The organism is Trichocoleus desertorum AS-A10, assembly GCF_039962155.1.
Lineage (GTDB): Bacteria > Cyanobacteriota > Cyanobacteriia > FACHB-46 > FACHB-46 > Trichocoleus.
On record NZ_JAMPKN010000008.1, the window covers coordinates 208,370 to 223,202 of the forward strand.

At 49.1% G+C, this 14,833-nt stretch carries 12 protein-coding genes and 1 pseudogene; 4 read left to right on the plus strand and 9 right to left on the minus strand.

Annotated features, from left to right (window positions below):
* Window positions 1-252: 252 nt before the first annotated feature.
* Window positions 253-1,134, plus strand: coding sequence for a universal stress protein (locus NDA01_RS13770; protein WP_348228369.1), 882 nt, complete (start codon window positions 253-255; stop codon window positions 1,132-1,134).
* Window positions 1,135-1,145: 11 nt separating this feature from the next.
* Here the strand turns inward: NDA01_RS13770 and NDA01_RS13775 are convergent, their stop codons facing one another.
* From NDA01_RS13775 to NDA01_RS13805, 7 genes are all read right to left on the minus strand, one after another.
* Window positions 1,146-2,624, minus strand: a complete 1,479-nt coding sequence (locus tag NDA01_RS13775) for a serine/threonine-protein kinase (protein WP_348228370.1) — start codon at window positions 2,622-2,624, stop codon at window positions 1,146-1,148.
* Window positions 2,625-3,091: 467 nt separating this feature from the next.
* Entirely contained in the window at window positions 3,092-3,541 is a 450-nt protein-coding gene (locus NDA01_RS13780) for a hypothetical protein (RefSeq protein ID WP_190433359.1), read from the minus strand.
* Between the two features lie 35 nt (window positions 3,542-3,576).
* Window positions 3,577-4,788, minus strand: coding sequence for an anhydro-N-acetylmuramic acid kinase (locus tag NDA01_RS13785; protein WP_348228371.1), 1,212 nt, complete (start codon window positions 4,786-4,788; stop codon window positions 3,577-3,579).
* Between the two features lie 17 nt (window positions 4,789-4,805).
* Window positions 4,806-6,068: a DDHD family phospholipase gene (locus NDA01_RS13790; protein WP_348228372.1), complete on the minus strand. Its 1,263-nt coding sequence runs from the start codon at window positions 6,066-6,068 to the stop codon at window positions 4,806-4,808.
* A 79-nt stretch (window positions 6,069-6,147) separates the two neighbouring features.
* The gene (locus NDA01_RS13795; RefSeq protein WP_190433367.1) at window positions 6,148-6,843 is read right to left on the minus strand and encodes an NAD-binding protein; all 696 of its coding nucleotides are present in this window, start codon (window positions 6,841-6,843) and stop codon (window positions 6,148-6,150) included.
* A gap of 117 nt (window positions 6,844-6,960) precedes the next feature.
* Window positions 6,961-8,295, minus strand: a complete 1,335-nt coding sequence (locus tag NDA01_RS13800; RefSeq protein WP_348228373.1) for a TrkH family potassium uptake protein — start codon at window positions 8,293-8,295, stop codon at window positions 6,961-6,963.
* Window positions 8,296-8,412: 117 nt separating this feature from the next.
* Window positions 8,413-9,039, minus strand: coding sequence for a TenA family protein (locus NDA01_RS13805; RefSeq protein ID WP_348228374.1), 627 nt, complete (start codon window positions 9,037-9,039; stop codon window positions 8,413-8,415).
* 103 nt (window positions 9,040-9,142) lie between these two features.
* Between NDA01_RS13805 and NDA01_RS13810 the strand changes: the two genes are divergently transcribed.
* From NDA01_RS13810 to NDA01_RS13820, 3 genes are all read left to right on the plus strand, one after another.
* A complete protein-coding gene (locus NDA01_RS13810; RefSeq protein ID WP_348228375.1) occupies window positions 9,143-10,003 on the plus strand; it encodes a methyltransferase domain-containing protein in 861 nt (286 codons plus the stop codon).
* Between the two features lie 112 nt (window positions 10,004-10,115).
* Complete coding sequence (locus NDA01_RS13815; RefSeq protein WP_348228376.1) at window positions 10,116-11,084, plus strand: homogentisate phytyltransferase; 969 nt, start codon at window positions 10,116-10,118, stop codon at window positions 11,082-11,084.
* A 13-nt stretch (window positions 11,085-11,097) separates the two neighbouring features.
* Window positions 11,098-11,388 (plus strand): hypothetical protein, encoded by a 291-nt coding sequence (locus tag NDA01_RS13820; RefSeq protein ID WP_348228377.1) that lies wholly within the window; start codon window positions 11,098-11,100, stop codon window positions 11,386-11,388.
* A gap of 64 nt (window positions 11,389-11,452) precedes the next feature.
* Here the strand turns inward: NDA01_RS13820 and NDA01_RS13825 are convergent, their stop codons facing one another.
* Both NDA01_RS13825 and NDA01_RS13830 read right to left on the minus strand, forming a co-directional pair.
* Window positions 11,453-14,368, minus strand: a complete 2,916-nt coding sequence (locus tag NDA01_RS13825; RefSeq protein WP_348228378.1) for a glycerol-3-phosphate acyltransferase — start codon at window positions 14,366-14,368, stop codon at window positions 11,453-11,455.
* Window positions 14,369-14,557: 189 nt separating this feature from the next.
* Window positions 14,558-14,833: pseudogene (locus NDA01_RS13830) on the minus strand (photosystem II q(b) protein); the annotation flags it as partial.

Consider the following 14,833-nt stretch of genomic DNA (forward strand, 5'->3'; position numbering starts at 1 on the left):
CGTTGTTGCAGTCAGATTATGTGGCTCGTAAGAATAACCGCTTGAGGACATAATTTATCTGAGTCAGCCAGCCGCATCCAAAGCTTTGCTGCTTTGCTACCAGAATCAGAAAAAATTAGCTGATCTAGCTTGGCCAAAATTTTGAGCTAGTCAGATTTAATCGCTGAAATTTTCACAAATTTAATTGGATGTCTTTGGAGTTAAGTGCTTAATTAGGAGAGTTGCGCTTCAGATCCTCTCACCTCCTCACTTATGTTCCAACGTCCTTTAATTTGCACCGACTTCTCCGACAACATTCAGCGCTTGGCTAACTTTGTGCCTAGCTTAGCCGCTGGGGGAATGCAACAGATTGTGTTTCTGCATGTGACAGCGCTGTGGGAAGAAGGCGAGATTCCGCGAGAAGACACGGAAAAAGTCAATCAAGCTCGCGATCGCTTAGCAGTGGCCTTACAGCAGGTGCCTGATGGAGTTGAAGTTAAAGTTGAAGTGCAGTCAGGACGAGCGATCGACACGATTCTCAAGGTCGCTAAAACCTACCAGTCAGATGTCATCATTTTGGGTACCCCAACTCGTAGCTTATTAAATGAAAAGCTCTTTGGTAGCACGACCGTGGGCTTGGCACAGCGAACCAAGACGCCTTTGCTGGTATTACGACCCCAACTGATTTCGGCCTATACCTCTGAAGAACTAGATTTGCGCTGTCGCCATCTATTTCGTTGTTTGTTATTGCCTTATGATGGCAGCGGCCCCGCTAAATATTTGGTTCAACAAATTGAGCAGCACTGCCAAAACCAACCTACTAAAGCCTTAGAGCAATGTGTGCTTTGCTGGGTAGTCAGTGATAGTGGCCGTAAAGAACTGAGAAAGAGCAATCAGGATCAGGAAATTGCTGAACTGCTGGCAGCACCTCAAGCAGCTTTAGCCAACCTGAATCTGCAAGTGCAGACTGAGGTACGCTCAGGCAACTCAGTGACCCAGATTCTGGAAGTAGCATCCTCGTTTGATATCAGTGCGATCGCCGTATCATCGGGTAGTCTAGGCCGCTTAATTGAATGGTCGGCTCCTAGCTTTGCCGGGGAAATCTTGCGGCGCAGTTGGCATCCAGTATTATTTTTTCCCCCCACCCGTCCTTGAGTCGTTAGCTGTTAGCGTTCCTCCAGTTTCATTAAGATTTTGGGTTTAACCTTCTCAAGCTCTTGTTTGAGGAGAGTCTTAGTATTATTGGGTTGGGCAGTGGAGACAAAAGTTCGGCTAATATCAGCCCATTCTCGCAAGCGATCGCGCTGTAAGTCAGCAATCTTAGAACTCATCACAGTCACGCATCGTTGAGGTTCTTCCAAGGCAAAAAACAACAGGCGATACAAGCCATTTTCTGCGAGTAGCCGAGTCATTTGTTGGCCTTGTGGCGTTTTTAAGTCTAAGTAGCAAGGTAACCAGCGAGGCCCATGCTCCCGATTATGCAGGGCAGTCAGCCACAGCAGCATCGGATGAGGAGCCAGCATAAACATGAACTGGTTATACCGGGTTGCTAGTAACCGCCGCTGAATTTCTTGTTTAGGCATCATCACCCATAGTGTTGCCAAAACCTCATCACTGGTTTTCAACGGTTGAGCAAAAACGATTTCAGCCAGGGGTTTACTTTTCGGCCAAGAAGTAAGTTTGCAGAATTCATCGGGGGAGACTGAGTCTTGGTGCTTGCTATCAGTGACCCCTTGAAACTTTGAGAGCACAGCTTCAATCCGATGACCCATCTGTCTGCCGGGACCAAAGCGTTCTTCTAAAGGCTCTAAGGCTTTGAGAACTTCTGCTGCACTCTGAGGGCGATCGTTCGGGGATTTAGCCAAACAGCTCATCACCAAGTTTTCTAACGCTTTAGGCAGCTTCAGGCTAGGGGTAATGGCATCAAATGAGCGCGGGAGTTGAAAATGGTGAGCTTTGTACCAGCTACCAAAGGTATGAGTTTCAGCCTGCAACGGCAAGCGGCCCGTTAGCATCTCATACATCATGATGCCTAAGCTATAGATGTCAGAGCGGCTATCTAGCTCTTTGCCCTCCATTTGCTCTGGCGAAGAGTAAGCCAGCGTGCCCATGAAGGAGTTGGTTTGGCCATTATCAGTTTGCAAGAGGCGAGCAATTCCGAAATCTAGGATTTTTACGAGTTCACCAATACTCGTGTCATGACTCACGAGAATATTCCCGGGCTTGATATCTCGGTGAATCACTCCATCGTGGTGAGCACACTGTAAACCCAGACAAATTTGGCGAGATATGCTGAGAAACCGAGGTAGAACTAGCGATCGTGTCCGAATCACATCGCTCAAGCTCTCTCCCTGCAAATACTCCATCACGTAGAAGGGCACTTCATCATCGTCAACGCCATAGTCCATGACTCGCACGATGTGCATGGTTTTCTGCCCCAGCAACGCACAAGTCCTAGCCTCACTTTTGAAGCGATCCCGCATTTTCTGGTTGAGGAGGGTGCGGGCCAAAAACTTTACTGCAACTGGTACATCTCCCAGCAAAACGTCTTGAGCCCGATACACTCGGCCCATCGCGCCTTTACCAATCAACTCTGCTAGTTGATAACGGTCGTTTAATAAGCGGCCCAGATTAGGGTCTGACATCGATTGAAACTCCGTTTCTCGCGGTGCCAGTAGATCTGCGTCGGTTGCAGCACAACTGACGACTCTGAGTTAAATCAACAGGAACGTAACTTATTTCTGCCACGGCTTACCAATCACAGGCATACACTAGGGTTATTAGTCTCTGAGTAAATTTAAAGATACGGAAGCCAACCCTTGAGAAGAGGGCAGACATCTCTTAATCTTGCGGTTGAGAATTCAAGCAGGCTCAATAAAACTACCTAGGTCAGGCGCAAAGTTGCTGACCGCTCAGTAGTTTGAACTTACCTATCGAGAACGAATTAGAAATTCCGTAAAGCTTACGTAAAGCTATTCTAGCGGTCTGAGCCTTTTCTCTAGCAGAGGCTTAGTTACAGTCAGGAGTCGGCTGGCGGTCTTGCTTCATTAAAAGCTCAAGTAAAGGATTATCACTTAAGAGTACCCAAGCCAATAGACCTGTGAGACAGCCGTTACTGCTCTGGTTGCCGCTCCAGTGTGACTTCCATCGTGCTAGTGAGATAGTGACCTGCCATGATGCCGCTAGAGAGATAGTAACGCTCTGGATCGAGACAATGTAGGGTTTCAAACCCACTACGCCGCTGGCGATCGCCGAGAACCCAATACCGTTGCACAATGGACTCCGGTGCAATCCAGCCTTCGCCCTCGACCCGCCCCAGCAAACTGTGTTGGAGCACAAAGGTATACTGCCGCTCGCCCGCATCTAAGCGGCCCCGATATTGTAGTGAGATATCTTCGCGTTCGGAGCCTGGAAATACCAACTTGGTCACCATTGTGTACCAATTATCTCGGCTCCAGCCGACTAAGGTCTTGCCTTTAACCAAGATCGGCAACCCATCACGCTCCAGCCAATTGCCCTGTAGCGTCCAGCGTCCTGCCTCCATTAGAAAGGTGTGAGCCACAGCGCTATTCCTTACTTGTATTGCGTTTCGCCATGCTAATGCGGATGGGACTCTATGCTATCACGCCCGGAGGTCGTCACAAGATGGATTTCCCCTAGAGCGATCGCTTTTGCCGCCCCCGTGACTTGTGGCAAATTTCCGGGTATGCCGTGGTGTCGCCAGTAAGCGAGCACAGCAAAGGCGATTGCCTCCTTGAAGTCTGCACTTAAACCAACCTCATCGGTGGTGATCACGGACGCAGAAGGCAAATGCACTTGCAATCGTTGCTTGAGATACAAGTTGCGACTGCCACCGCCACAAAGGAGCACTTGAGCAGGAAGCTGCGGCAAAAAAGCCCCATAACTATGAGCGATCGAACGTGCAGTAAGTTCCGTTAAGGTGGCGAGAAAATCAGCATCACTCAGCTGATAACGTCCAGCATCAGCAAAACAGTCTTTTAGGTAATCCAGTCCAAATAATTCCCGTCCGGTTGATTTGGGCGGCGCTTGCTGAAAAAAATCTTGTTGGAGCCACTGCTCTACCAAAGCTTGGCAAGGGGTTCCGGTGGCGGCCCAAGCCCCGTCTTGGTCGTAAGTTTTAGCTCCCTGGGAAAGTTGCTGCACGGCCAAATCCAGCAGCATATTGCCAGGACCTGTATCCCAACCTCGAACTTGTTGCTCCCAGTTAACTGTACTTCTGGCTGGTAAATAAGTGACATTGCCAATGCCACCGATATTCTGCACACAGCGGCTCTGGGTAGCGTGGCTCAGCAAGTAAGCATCCACTCGTGGCACCAGCGGCGCTCCCTGCCCTCCCGCAGCAATGTCAGCCACTCGAAAATTGCTCACGGTAGAAATTCCAGTCAGGTGAGCGATCGCGGCTCCTCGACCGAGCTGGAGACTGTAGCCAAGCGGTGAGGAAGAAACGACTTTGTCGTTTCTTCTTTGATTTGTTTGTGGTGGTCGATGATAGACGGTTTGCCCATGCGAGCCAATCAATTCTGCTGGAGTGTAACCTGCTTGAATGGCTAAAGCGGCTTGAGCAAATTGCTCAGCGATCGCGTCATCTAGGGCGGCAAATTCTGCCATTGAGATTGGTTCGCCTGCACCCACCGTGAGGATCTGCGATCGCAAAGTTTCGGGATAGGGATAAGTTGCTCCAGCTAGCAATTTGACTTGCAAGTCGGTTTCTAAACCGGAGATTTCGACTAAGGCAGCATCGATACCGTCTACGGAGGTGCCGCTCATTAAACCAATTACGTGCATCATGCGTTCAGGCCTGAACCTTAGCAACAACTGCTTCTAATAAACTCCACAGCTTGCTTCAAGCCTGAAGTATGGAGCCAGCCGACATATCCTCTAAATTGAGCCACATTTTGAGCGTTAAAAATACAAACATGATGCACGCCAGCAGGGTTTTTTGTAAGTTGTAGGCTACCGCTGCGATCCCTGAACTTTAGTTCTGAGAGGGTTTCCTCCAAAAACTGGCCTGTTGGAAGAAAATTCTGAGTCATGCCAGGAACTTGTTGGAGCTGGGCGATCGCGGTTTGCATCAAGCTGGATGTTCCTGAAGGTTTGGGTGAGCTTGCCAGAAGATTGTCAACAACTAAACGGGCCACTTCAGGGCAGCTCCAGTAATTGATATGGGCATCTCCTGCCCCTGCTACCATTGGCGCATGGTCGATCGCGATTTGAACACCAGGATTAACTAAGCCTGCCACCTTAGCAACTCGATTGACCAGATCCGAGCTGACAAAATTCCGGACAGCGGTCTCTGTAGGGTTGGCCTCAGTTTGCAAATAGTGATCCTGAAGGGTTAGCTTCCAAGACAAGTCTGGATTAAGGCAGGGTTGCAAAGGATAAGCGATGACGTCAGAAGCATGGATCAGATTGCTCCATCTCAAGCCGCGATCGCTATATTGGCTCACTAAAGCTTTCACCTGTTCAGGCTGAATGCCCAGCATGATGTTAAAGAAAGCGATGGGAGAACCCATTGTGGTGATGCTTTTTAATTGCAGTTTTTGCTGAGAAGATTCTGACTGAAAATCGGAGATGTGATGCCCCTGAATCAGCGATCGAATCTCAAAGGCTGGATCGTCCGAATGAAATCTTTCAGAAAATAAAGCGTCCCACAAAACAACCGTACCCAGCGAATGGGAAACGATGTGTAACTCTGTCTCGTTTGGATTACGGCTGATGAAATCAGAGAGCTGTTCCGCAATTAATTTTCTAATCTTGATGCCGCGCTCTGAATTGAGATAGGTGAAAGCATCACCGACAAATTCAGAAAAGAAGCCCTTTCTGAAGTTTTGATAGCGAAATACGGCTTGAGCATCAACCTGAGGATTGGCTGACTGAAAGGCTTGCAAGTTTTGATGCACCGCATTCCAGAGTTTGCCAACGTCATTTAAGACATCACCCCAAAAGCTCGCATAAAAGAGCGGCAAAGCTACTTGTTGTTGGCTAAACTCTTCTCGAATCAAGCTCTGTAAGGAATCGGCATACTGCACGTTGCGGGTGGCAACTCCGTGCATGAAAAATACAAGCATGATGTCGGTAGCAAAAATGGAGCAATGCTCTTTATTCTTCCCGACCCGCTTGAAGATGCAATGCCATCAGAACTTGAAGTTAGATTGGTAGTTGATCAATTCCCTTATTAGAACCAATCACCACCATTGCTTCACCCTTGCGGAGGCGGCGGTTAGGTTCGGGGTTGATCTCAAACTTGCCGTTGTAGCTAACTGCCAACAAGTTGAGGCCAAAACGACTCCGCAACCTCAGATCGGAAATCGTTTTACTGTCAAAGTCTTCAGGAACAATCACTTCCACGATGCTGTTGTCGGGATCAAGCTCGAAGCGATCGAGAATGCCCGGTTTCGTCAGCGATCGCGCCAAGGCACAGCCCATTTCATGCTCTGGAAAAACTACATGATCCGCGCCAACTTTTCGCAGCAGCTTTTCATGAATTTCGGAAGAAGCCTTGGCGACCACATGGGGCACCCCTGCCTCTTTCAGGTTCATAGTAGTAATCACGCTTTCTTCTACATAATTGCCGATCGCGACAATCACGGTATCGAACTCAAAAACCCCTGCTTCTTTCAAAGCAGCAACCTCAGTTGAATCTAACTGTATTGCATGAGCTGCTAGCTGGTCTGTCAGAATCTGAGCCACCCGCTTTTCATCCGAGTCAATCCCTAGTGCTTCGTACCCCATACGATGCAGAGATGCACAAACAGCTCGACCAAAGCGCCCCAAACCAATGACAGCAAATTGCTTATTCTCGGTTCGTAAGCTGCGAAAGAAGCTCAGATAGGATAAATTCACGAATTAACCTCAGGCGCTAAGCGCCAAAATCTGATTTGGAATCCACAACTCTTTAAATTATCAAGATTTCGGGTACAAATCTGCTCCGGAAATCCCACCCTATTTTGTTACAGAAACCTACCCTACGAGTAAGTTTTCTTCTGGATAACGGATAGTACTCGGATTGGGGTCACCTAAAATTGCGCCGATTAGCAGCAATACCCCAACTCGACCGAGATACATGCTGGCGATTAAAACTAATTTAGCAAAGGTGGAAAGACCTGCCGTAATCCCGGTGGAGAGACCGACTGTGCCAAAACCTGACATCACCTCAAACAGAATTTGAATAAATTCTACGTGTGTGTCAGTGATGGCAATTAAAGTAGTCATAATCATGACGGCAGCGAGTGAACCAACCGAAACTCCCACTGCTTTGAGAATGAGCGAAACAGGAATTTGCCGCTCATATAAAGTCGCTTCTTCTTTGCCTTGTAAGATCGCTCGGGTACAACTAGTTAAAACTCGTAAAGTGGTAGTTTTAATGCCGCCTGCGGTACCGCCTGGACTACCTCCAATAAACATGAGGACGATCATGATAAATAAGCTGGCAGTCGTCATTTTGCCAATATCAACGGTATTGAAACCTACAGTACGCGGTGTTACGGCTTGAAACCAAGCTGCGAGTATCTTAGTCTTGAGATCCATTGCTCCGAGGGTGGCTGGATTTCCTAACTCTGTAAAAAATATAGCAATTGTACTAATGACTAAAAGAATGACTGTAGTACTAGTTGCGACTTTGAAATTTAAGGAAAAAACAATTTTTTCCGGTTTTCTGGACAAGCGATCGCGCAACCACAGAAACAACTCAAAAATCACTTCATAGCCAATACCACCAAAGATAATTAAGGCTGGAATAATGATGTTCAATAACACCGAAGATTGATAGCCAATGAGATTGTCCTTAAAGGGGCTAAATCCAGCATTATTCCAAGCGGTAATACTATGGAAAATAGAGAGCCATAATCCCTTGCTCCAACCGTGATCGGGCACAAAAACTGGCAGCAGTAGAAATGCGCCTGTGAGTTCAAAGATCAAAGTGAGGGCGACGATGGAGCGTAGAACTTGGGCCACTCCTTGCATTCCAGGGCGATCGAGCGCCTGTTGTAGCGCAATTTTGTCTCGTAGGCCAAACCGTCGTCCCAAAAGTAGCAAGAGAAAGGTGGTAGCGGTCATGTAGCCCAACCCACCAATCTGCACCAAGGCGAGCAGGATCACTTGCCCCGTTGTAGAAAAATAAATGCCTGTATCCACCACGATGTGGCCCGTGACGCAAACAGCTGATGTAGCAGTAAACAGAGCCACAATAAAATCATTCCAATTGCCGCTGCTGGTTGAAGAAGGCAGCATTAGTAGGAATGTTCCTATGGCAATGACAGCTAGAAAACCGAGACAAATAGTTCTAGAGACAGTCATGAAGCGATCGCGTCAATAAACTAAGTTGGGACTGTAAAACAAAGGCTGCTTAAGAGCTTACTGCTTGCTGAGGCACCCGTTGTACGATTCTGGTTTAGCTGCATCTTGGCACACTATCTAAGCATCATAGGACCAAGCTGCTTGAAAGAAATCGTGTTCGCATTGCATGGCATAGCGGTAAGTGGTGTGGGCTGGAGCAGGATGGATGGTGTAGCGATCGCAAAGCTGCTCTAACTGTTGCGCCAATTGGTCAAACTCTAGACTGCTGTAGGTGCGAATCCAAGTGGTATAGGTATGCTCAGACTTTTGGCAAGCTCCAAGTTGCTGACCGAGAAAGGTATACAAGCGCATACAAGGCACCATTGCGGCTGTGGTCAAGCCCGCATCACCGCTCCAAGCCGTTGCCAATAAAAAATCTGTATAGCGTCGCGTAGCGGCTCCAGGTTCTATAGCCTGCAAGTCCACGCCCCACTCTTGGGCATAGCCCTGGTGCAGTTGCAATTCTTCTAACACCCCACCTGCTAGGGTGTGAAACACCCCAAACCCTTCCCAATCGGGTGCTTTGGCAGCGGCAATATTATAAGCTCGCGCAAATGCTTCTAGAAAAAAAGCATCTTGGCCGACGTAATAAGCAAATAGCTCCTTGGGCAAGCTGCCATCGGCAATGCCCTGGACAAAAGGATTTTTCAGACAAGCTTGAGCTAAATCTTGGTTTGCTTGCCATAGATCGCTGGAGATCGTCATGCAGATTTTTCCTTTTTCAAATACATTTTCCACCTCTAGAGGTTATGACGCGATCGCTGGCTCTGCTAGGCTAATTCCGATCTAGATTCAACGCTACACTGCTATGACCTCGACCCTCTACCAACAAATTCAGCAATTCTATGATGCCTCCTCTGGTTTGTGGGAGCAGATTTGGGGCGAGCACATGCATCATGGCTACTACGGTCTAGATGGCAAGGAACCCAAAGAACGCCGCCAAGCCCAGATTGATTTAGTAGAGGAGTTGCTGAAGTGGGCCGAAGTTAGACAGGCAGAAGCGATTTTGGATGCGGGTTGCGGGATTGGGGGAAGTTCTTTGTATTTGGCTCAAAAGTTTCAAGCGGCGGCGACTGGCATCACTCTAAGTCCTGTGCAAGCCGCCAGAGCCACCGAGAGAGCGCGTGAGGCAGGCATGAGCAGCTTGCCTACTCAACCTAGCGCTCAGTTTTTTGTCAGGGATGCTTTAAACACTGACTTCGCCGACAATTCCTTTGATCTTGTCTGGTCATTGGAAAGCGGAGAGCACATGCCAGACAAGCGTAAGTTCTTGCAGGAATGCTATCGGGTGCTGAAACCAGGTGGCACGTTGATTATGGCGACTTGGTGTCACCGCCCCACCACGCCCAGCGACCCACTGACCACAGATGAGCGACAGCATTTAGCTGACATTTATCGCGTCTATTGCTTGCCTTATGTGATTTCGCTGCCAGAGTATGAAGCGATCGCCCGCCAACTTGCGTTTCAAAATATTCGGACTGCCGATTGGTCAGATGCAGTAGCTCCGTTCTGGGACAAGGTGATTGAATCCGCTTTAACTCCTAATGCCATTTTCGGTCTACTACTTTCTGGTTGGACGACAATTCAAGCGGCTCTGGCGTTGAATTTGATGAGTCGGGGCTATCAGCGGGGGCTAGTACGTTTTGGATTGCTATGTGGCACTAAATAAACGATTCAAGCAAGGTGCGGCCAAGCTAGCTCAGCCACTCTCTATCAAGGGATTGCTGCCAAAATTGTCATTGATTGCTTAAAATCAAGCCTGTGTATCAATTCAGGCACGCATGAGCCAGATTTCCCCCCAAAAGCCTGCTGTTTCGTCGGCCCAGATTAATCTCCTCCAAAAGTATGCCCCCTGGCTCTATGCTTTCTGGAAGTTTTCTCGCCCCCACACCATTATTGGCACGAGCCTGAGTGCACTGGGGTTGTACGCGATCGCCAGTGCTACAACTTCGATTCCCTTTGCCTTTAGTCATTTAGGCGTACTGTTGGCCGCTTGGCTCGCTTGTCTCTGCGGCAACGTCTACATTGTGGGACTGAACCAATTAGAAGATGTCGAGATTGACCGGATCAACAAACCACATTTACCTGTCGCTTCCGGGGAATTCTCGCGATCGCAAGGTTGGGCTATTGTCCTCTTCACAGGGGCTTTAGCGCTGCTGATTTCCCTCAGTTCGGGCTGGTTTCTCTTCGGTACAGTGGGGATTAGCTTGGCGATCGGCACTGCTTACTCTTTACCACCCATCCGCCTGAAGCGTTTTCCAGTTTGGGCCTCGCTGTGCATTTTTACAGTGCGGGGTGTGATCGTGAATTTGGGGCTATTTCTACACTTTAGCCAGCAGCTTCAAGGCCAAGGTACTATCACTCCAGCAGTTTGGGCGCTGACGCTATTTGTTCTGGTATTTACGTTTGCGATCGCGATCTTTAAAGATATTCCTGATATCGATGGCGATCGCCAATACAACATCAATACATTCACAATTCGGCTCGGGACAAAAGCAGTATTTAACTTGTCTCGTTGGGTTTTAACCACTTGCTATCTTGGCATGGTTTTGGCTGGCTTATTTAACCTAGCAGGCGTCAATTCTAAGTTTTTAATCATGACTCACCTGGCCGCTTTGAGTCTACTTTGGTGGCGAAGTTTTCGAGTTGATTTATCAGACAAAGTAGCGATCGCGAGCTTCTATCAATTCATTTGGAAGCTCTTTTTCTTAGAGTATTTGGTTTTTCCTACAGCCGCCTTGTTCAATTAAAAAGCTTCTCAACATGATAGAACCCTGGCTGATTGGTTTGGCTTTGGTGAGTTTAGCCAGTATTTTTGCGATTCAAAGCCGCTCACCTGATGCAATGGACAGTTCCCGCCTCGCAAGATTAGAGCGAAAAGTTGATCTAATTCTGGCCAAGCTGGAAATTGACTACAGCGAAACCGTCGAAGATCTAGTCAGATCAGGCGATCGGATTGGAGCAATTAAAAAGCTACGTGAAGAAACAGGAGTTGGGCTAAAGAAAGCATTGGATGCTGTTAACGCAATAGAAAGAAATATCAAGCGGTCTTGATCAGTTAAGGTTGGGTTGCGGAAATCTCGACCTAAAAGTAAAAATTACAAGTCTTCGAAAACTTTTATAAGACTTCTACGGTTCCTCGTTGACCATCAATTCTGACCCATTGACCATCTTGCAATTGATGGGTCGCATCATGCACATCCATCACGGCAGGGATGCCATACTCCCGTGCCACGATCGCGCCGTGAGACAAGCGCCCTCCCACTTCCGCAATCAAACCTCCTGCCCTTGCTAGTAGCGGTGCCCAGCCAGAATCGGTGTACGGCACCACCAAAATTGTTTCTCGATCGATTTCTGCGATCGCTTGCAAACTCCGCAACACTTTGACTCGGCCCTCTACCTGGCCTGGGCTAGCCCCAATGCCTTGCAGCTTTTGCGAAGGTTGCCAATTATTGACGGTGACAAAGGTGAGTGGGTCATTACCGTAGACCAAAGCGGGCACTTTTACCAGTTCATTATCTTGGGCCAGTTGCGATCGCCGTTCTGCAATTAACCTAGAGACTTGGCTAGCTAAATCGGTATCTGACTGGTGAATCAGCCGCCAAATTTCCTCAAACTTTAAGAAGAAGATATCGCCTGCTGCTGACAGCAATCCTTGCTCCAGCCACAACTTTTCTAGCGCCACAAAACTCCAGCGCAATTCCGCCAGCAGTTGGCTATAAACCTCCGTAACCTGACCCTTCAAACTTACTCGCTGCTGGACTCGCTGCACTTTCCAAGCAGGCGATCGCGATTCAGCAGGCAAAGGCTCACCCACAGGGGTTGGGTTGAGCAGAAGCTGGGTGAACAGGTCACAAACAGGTTTAGAGTCTTCGCGCCAAGTCGGCACCGCAATATCCGTCCCCACCTCACTCAAGTAACCATAGGTGTCGAGAAATTGAGCTAGTTGGTCAGACAAAGTTTGACCGTTGGGGAGGGCTGCTAAGGTGTCAAAAACTTCAGGAGTTGGAGCAGAATTTTCCAAGTTAGCGACTAAATGGCGGTTACGATTGGCGATGTCTTGCAGCGATCGCAACGCGGCGACTTCTGGGGTGCTGCTATTGTCTATTTCGCCATCCTGAACCTTGAGAATTGCTTGTCGTAACGCTGCACTTAGTGGAGCCAAGATGCTGTAATAAGTCGCCCGCTTCAACACCCGCAAGATGGTGTCAATGCGCTCTAGGAGGGCGGGAGCGGTTAAGGTCTCGGCAGGTTCTCGCGTTAGCGTCGTTAGGAGGGGTGCAAACTGCCGTTGGTAGTCATAACGAAAATCTTTGTCTAGCTGCCATTCTCGCTGTAACAGCCGCATTAATCCAGGTGTATTGCCTAAAGTGGAGCCTAGGGGTGGTTTGCTGAACTTAGCCCCTCTGGTCAAAAACTCCAGGCTCTCAGGAGGTAAGCCCATACGGAGGAAAGTTTGCCCTAACAAAGAGGCGTTGAAGTAAGCGCGAGAGTGATGCAGCGTCGCGGTTTCATTAAAGTCTAGCCCTCGCGATCGCTTACCCAACACCAAGGTAAAAATTTCACCCCAAACCCCACAGGTCAAAGGCCGATTAATCGACCAAGTTAAGGGACGAATCAACCCAGGAATCACTTCCGCTGCAATCTTGCGAGTCCAAATAGGTAATAGGGTGGTGATGGGGCGCGATTGCAAGAGCCACAAGGTCTGCCCATCGTAGGTCCATTCAATATCTTGCGGCAGTCCATGATAGCGAGCCTCTAAATGTCTAGCCAAAAACGCCACTTGCTGAATTAAGCGGGGCGGCAAATCTCCCGTGCCCTCGACTGGCAGCTCTAAATCAGCGGGAAGCACCCAGTTTGAATCCGCTTGAGCTAAATCGCTTTCACGCACCAAAACCCGATATTGCTCAGGCGTAAACTGTCCGGACACAATCCGTTGCGTCTCACCGGGTAGCGCTTCAATTACGACTGCCTCACCCTGCCGAGCGATCGGGTCACGACTAAAGGCCACCCCCGAAAACGCGCCACGAATTTGTTGCTGTACCAGGATCGCCATTGCCGCTTCTGGTAATCCGCGATCGCGCCGATACTGGATGGCTCCTGGCTGGTCATAGGAAGCCAAGCACTGAGCGATCGCCCGCTGCAACGCTCCCTGACTCGTCACGTTCAAGATACTTTCGTACTGCCCTGCCGCCGACGCTAGCTCCGAGTCCTCTCCCACGGCTGAAGAACGCACCACCAAAGGTTTTTCGGAGGAAGGCTGCAAAAACTCAATCAATGGCGTTGGATCGTCGCCAGGTGGCAACACCCAACCTACCGGAACTGGATAGCCCCACCGCAGTAATTGCGAGAGGGTAGCCGCTTTCTGCCCAACTTTTTGCGCTTCTAAAGGCCGATTCAGCGAGACTAGAGCGCGATCGCCGCGAAAAAACTTAAACACTGCTTGGGATTCCGGTTGACCTGCTTCTGGGATTAAGTCTAAGTCATCAGGAATCTTGCGGTAAATCCACCCCATGAGACTGCCCAGCGCGATCGCCGCCACAATTAAAGCAGATTCTTGGGGATGCAATAAAGCAGTGATTAGCGGAAACAAAACTAAGACTAAAATCTTGCCTTGGCGCTTTTCCCGCAAAATGGTGGAGCCAATGCCCCCCAAAATAAACACCAGTAACGAAGCCATCCAATCGTGGACAACATAGCCCCAAACCACGTTGGTTGTGCCTGCTCCCCGCGCCATCCAATAACGGCCCATAACTAAGGCTATTAAGGAGATTAGCTCCCACTCTGAAGCTTGCGAAAAAAAGTAGCGAGCAATTAAAACCGCAGCAATTCCCTTGAAGGCCTCTGACAGAACCGCCAAAATTCCTACAACACGCCCGCCATGATAAAACGCTGCCGAAACACTGACATTGCCCGTTCCTATCTTGGCTAGTTGTTTTCTCGTTAGGGCATAGGTGAGCCAGCCAATCAGGGGAAGCCCGCCGAGCAGTGGACAACCAATACAGATAATCAGAGCACCTAAAACTTCGTTCATCTTGGAGGTGTAGAATGGCGACTTTTAGGGGAACTTGCAGATACTAAACAGGAGCGATCGCTCCTCTTCCATCAAAGCTCATTTCAGCTCTTGTCAGCCCAGAAAACTTGTCAGGATAAAAAATCAGCCATGCAAAAAGCGCCCCCCCGGAGGAGAGCGCTTCTGGTTTAGCTAGAGACTAGCTGAAGATTAACCGTGGATTGCAGGAGCGGTGAGTGCTACGGGAGCAGCTTCGCCAGCAGCCAGGTCAAGGGGGAAGTTGTGAGCGTTGCGCTCGTGCATCACTTCCATTCCCAGGTTCGCGCGGTTCAGCACGTCTGCCCAGGTGCCAATCACTTGACCCTGCGAGTCAATGATCGACTGGTTGAAGTTGAACCCGTTCAGGTTGAACGCCATCGTGCTGATGCCCAAGGACGTGAACCAGATGCCAATCACTGGCCATGCACCCAAGAAGAAGTGCAGCGC

What these genes read in the sequence shown, in the direction of transcription:
- NDA01_RS13770 (WP_348228369.1), top strand. Translation starts at nt 253, where the DNA reads ATGTTCCAACGTCCTTTAATTTGCACCGACTTCTCCGACAACATTCAG.
- NDA01_RS13775 (WP_348228370.1), bottom strand. Translation starts at nt 2,624, where the DNA reads ATGTCAGACCCTAATCTGGGCCGCTTATTAAACGACCGTTATCAACTA.
- NDA01_RS13785 (WP_348228371.1), bottom strand. Translation starts at nt 4,788, where the DNA reads ATGATGCACGTAATTGGTTTAATGAGCGGCACCTCCGTAGACGGTATC.
- NDA01_RS13790 (WP_348228372.1), bottom strand. Translation starts at nt 6,068, where the DNA reads ATGCTTGTATTTTTCATGCACGGAGTTGCCACCCGCAACGTGCAGTAT.
- NDA01_RS13800 (WP_348228373.1), bottom strand. Translation starts at nt 8,295, where the DNA reads ATGACTGTCTCTAGAACTATTTGTCTCGGTTTTCTAGCTGTCATTGCC.
- NDA01_RS13805 (WP_348228374.1), bottom strand. Translation starts at nt 9,039, where the DNA reads ATGACGATCTCCAGCGATCTATGGCAAGCAAACCAAGATTTAGCTCAA.
- NDA01_RS13810 (WP_348228375.1), top strand. Translation starts at nt 9,143, where the DNA reads ATGACCTCGACCCTCTACCAACAAATTCAGCAATTCTATGATGCCTCC.
- NDA01_RS13815 (WP_348228376.1), top strand. Translation starts at nt 10,116, where the DNA reads ATGAGCCAGATTTCCCCCCAAAAGCCTGCTGTTTCGTCGGCCCAGATT.
- NDA01_RS13820 (WP_348228377.1), top strand. Translation starts at nt 11,098, where the DNA reads ATGATAGAACCCTGGCTGATTGGTTTGGCTTTGGTGAGTTTAGCCAGT.
- NDA01_RS13825 (WP_348228378.1), bottom strand. Translation starts at nt 14,368, where the DNA reads ATGAACGAAGTTTTAGGTGCTCTGATTATCTGTATTGGTTGTCCACTG.